Origin of the sequence: Bacteroides sp. CAG:189 (genome assembly GCF_000432295.1) — a bacterium.
Taxonomy (GTDB): domain Bacteria; phylum Bacteroidota; class Bacteroidia; order Bacteroidales; family Bacteroidaceae; genus Bacteroides; species Bacteroides salyersiae.
In genome coordinates this window covers 1-3298 of sequence record NZ_HF991111.1, presented here as the reverse complement: position 1 = coordinate 3298, position 3298 = coordinate 1, and the positions used below count along the sequence as shown (strand labels likewise).

The 3298-nt window shown below is 38.2% G+C and carries 4 protein-coding genes; 3 read left to right on the top strand and 1 reads right to left on the bottom strand.

The window, feature by feature from the left end; translation table 11 throughout:
• Window positions 1-400 precede the first annotated feature (400 nt).
• The gene (locus QVP90_RS15300; protein WP_005931329.1) at window positions 401-1021 is read left to right on the top strand and encodes a hypothetical protein; all 621 of its coding nucleotides are present in this window, start codon (window positions 401-403) and stop codon (window positions 1019-1021) included.
• On the opposite strand, the gene QVP90_RS15295 is transcribed toward QVP90_RS15300, so the two are convergent.
• Window positions 1002-1499, bottom strand: a complete 498-nt coding sequence (locus QVP90_RS15295; protein ID WP_007481252.1) for a GNAT family N-acetyltransferase — start codon at window positions 1497-1499, stop codon at window positions 1002-1004. The genes QVP90_RS15300 and QVP90_RS15295 overlap by 20 nt on opposite strands.
• 283 nt (window positions 1500-1782) lie before the next feature.
• Between QVP90_RS15295 and QVP90_RS15290 the strand changes: the two genes are divergently transcribed.
• Entirely contained in the window at window positions 1783-2109 is a 327-nt protein-coding gene (locus QVP90_RS15290) for a PadR family transcriptional regulator (protein WP_005931334.1), read from the top strand.
• 22 nt (window positions 2110-2131) lie between these two features.
• A complete protein-coding gene (locus QVP90_RS15285; RefSeq protein WP_005931337.1) occupies window positions 2132-3217 on the top strand; it encodes a PspC domain-containing protein in 1086 nt (361 codons plus the stop codon).
• The last annotated feature ends 81 nt before the right edge of the window (window positions 3218-3298 follow it).

Here is a 3298-nt window from a genome sequence, read left to right as displayed (position 1 = left end):
TGGAAAGAGTGGCTAAATAAAAGAATCTTTTTTTAATTTGTTTTTTTTGAATATGATGAAAGGGTGTATCGGTAATTTTCCGGTGCACCCTTTTTGTAATGTGCCAATGTGTCAATATGCTAATGTGCCAATTGGTTGCGTCGTGGTCTTGAGTAGTAATTAGCCCATGGCCTTATTCTTTAATTGTTCCATTGTTCATTGTTCATTCTTTAATTGGCACATTGATACATTGGTGCATTATTTATTTTTTCTGTTTAAAAACTAAAATATTATTATAAAGATAAATCTTTGTTTCTATATTTGTACGTGTTTTATGTTTTATTATATCATATAAGAAAATGGATATTTGGAACGCCTTTCTGGGGCTCTAAAACCATCATGTGAAAGTACAATAAAGATAATGGAGAGAGAGACCAATGTTAAAACATGTTTAAAGGAATGGCATAAGCATCCTTTTAGTTGGTTAATCGTCCTGTTCGGGATGGGTTATGGTGTTTTTTATGTAATGGTGCGATATCTTTTTAGAGCCAATGGTATCGGAGTTATATTTGTCAGCATTATTTTGGGGATATTACTTGTGTTGGTAAATTGGTTGTTATGGAAGTCTGTCGCTTTTCATTTTTGTCCGAAGAAGGATACGGCCTTGGATGCTCTTGATATTTTAGCTTTATACAAAGCATGGGGAATGCATGTTTTGCTTTATATGATATGGTTCATTCCTGTATGGCCCGCCTTGCTGATCATATTTATTTGGTATTGGGGATGGCAGCATAAATATAACGTCCGTTTAGGATGTACCTGCCCTAAATGCGGGGAGATATCCCTTAAATCGCTTTCCGATGCAGAGTCCGATCCGTTATTGTATGAGAGCGATTGTACGGAGCTTGAGAAAGGAATAGCCGATATAAGGTATTATCGTTGTTCTTCTTGCGGTAAACTTCTGAAGCACCGTATACAGCTTGATAAAAGGCAAGAATGGCATTTGCTTCCATCTGTCATTACTAAATGTTCAACCCCATGATATAATCATTCATATAATATCCGTTTCCTATCGGAAAATCTCCTTCGCGTAATTTTCTCATTCCCATTTTTTCATAAAAGTGCAGGGCTTTATTATTCCGGTTTACATTCAGTTCCATCAGACAGGGGGCAGGGTGTATTTCCTTTATATACTTGATAGCCTGCCGAAATAGGAAACTACCCAAGTGTTGTCCTTGGAAAGCCGGGAGCACATAAATCTTTTGTAAATGAAATATAGCATCTTCCTGAGGCTGTACCGATACATATCCGCAAGGTTCGTCTCCTTTGTAGGCTATGAAATAAACATGGCCTTCTTCTTCCATTTGCTTGCGAATATTTTCGTGAGAGTACATCCAGTCCATCATAAAATCTAACTGTTCGGTTGAGATTATTTCTTTATAAGTAGCGGGAAAGACGATGGAAGCCATATTGTGAATCAATCCGCAATCTTTTGTTGTCGCTTTTCGGACAGTAAACATAAGTGTATCGTATTTTGGTTTTGAATGGTACAAATATAAGGTAATAATCGGTATAATTGAATGAGTGGTATTTTAATGTGAGTTAAAATCGTATTTTCAGTAGGGTACATATCTTATTCGGTAAGATGCGTTATATGATATGATCAATATGGATCTATCATATAACCATATAATAATGTGACTGAATAATGATAGATTAATTATTATTAAATTATAGTACTTTGTATTACATAGTACTTATATGATACATATATTTGTTTCATCAAATTAAAAAAAGTGATTTATGAATGTAGATAATGTAAAGTCGCAGATGCGGAAAGGGATGTTGGAGTACTGCATTATGCTATTATTGCATAAAGAGCCGGCTTACGCTTCGGACATTATCCAGAAGCTGAAAGAGGCCCGGTTAATTGTGGTGGAAGGTACGCTGTATCCATTGCTTACCCGGTTGAAGAATGATGAACTGTTAAGTTATGAATGGATAGAATCTACTCAAGGCCCCCCGCGTAAATATTACAAGCTGACAGAGAAAGGGGAGATTTTTCTGGGAGAACTGGAAAATTCCTGGAAAGAATTGAATGAAACCGTGAGTCATATAGCAAATAGATAACAGATTAAAGGAAGATATAATAATGAAAAAAACATTGACTGTAAATTTAGGTGGAACTGTTTTTCATATAGATGAAGATGCTTACCGCCTGTTGGACAATTATTTGTGCAATCTTAAGCTGCATTTCCGTAAACAGGAAGGGGCAGAAGAGATCGTAGATGATATTGAAGCTCGTATTTCGGAATTGTTTTTGGAAAAGCTGAATGCCGGTTCGCAAGTGATTACGCTTGCTGACGTAGAGGAGGTGATTGCTCGTGTCGGAAAACCGGAGGATTTTGGGACTACAGATGAAGAGGAAAAGAGGACTTCGTCCGGTACTTCTGCCGCCTCTGCTACTTATACGTCCCGTCGCCGTTTATATCGCAATTCGGATGATAAGATATTGGGAGGAGTCATGGGTGGTTTGGCGGCATATTTAGGGTGGGATCCCACGCTGTTGCGTCTTCTCGCATTGGTAATCCTTATTTGTGGATATGGCACTTTGATCCCCGTGTATATCATTTGCTGGCTGGTTATCCCGGAAGCCCGTACAGCAGCAGAGAAACTCAGTATGCGTGGAGAGGCGGTGACGGTTGAAAATATAGGTAAAACGGTGACTGATGGTTTTGAGAAAATGGCTAACGGAGTAAACAGCTATATGAATTCTGAAAAGCCGCGTACTTTTCTCCAGAAATTGGGTGATGCGTTTGTTGCTGTAGCGGGATTCTTCTTGAAAGCATGTCTTGTGGTATTAGCTATTATTTTCAGTCCTGTATTATTTTTACTTGCCATTGTGTTTGTGGCATTGGTTATAGCGGCTATTGCAGCAGCCATCGGTGGTGGAGCTATACTCTATGAGATACTTCCTTCGGTGGATTGGTCACCTTTGGCTTCTATTTCTCCATTGATGACAGTGGCAGGAAGTATGGCAGGTATTGTTCTGGTCGGTATCCCATTGGCATGTATTGTCTATACTATTCTTCGTCAGATATTTCATTGGTCGCCAATGGCTACCGGATTGAAATGGTCATTGCTTATCCTTTGGATTCTCGGATTGGCTATTTTCCTTATTAATTTATCTGCTTTGGGTTGGCAATTTCCCCTTTATGGAATCCATAGACTTTTTTAATAATCAAGTGATAAGAATAGCCAAGCAGTAAGCGGTAAGTAGTAAAGTAGTAAGTAGCCAAGTAGTCAAGTAGTTAAGTAG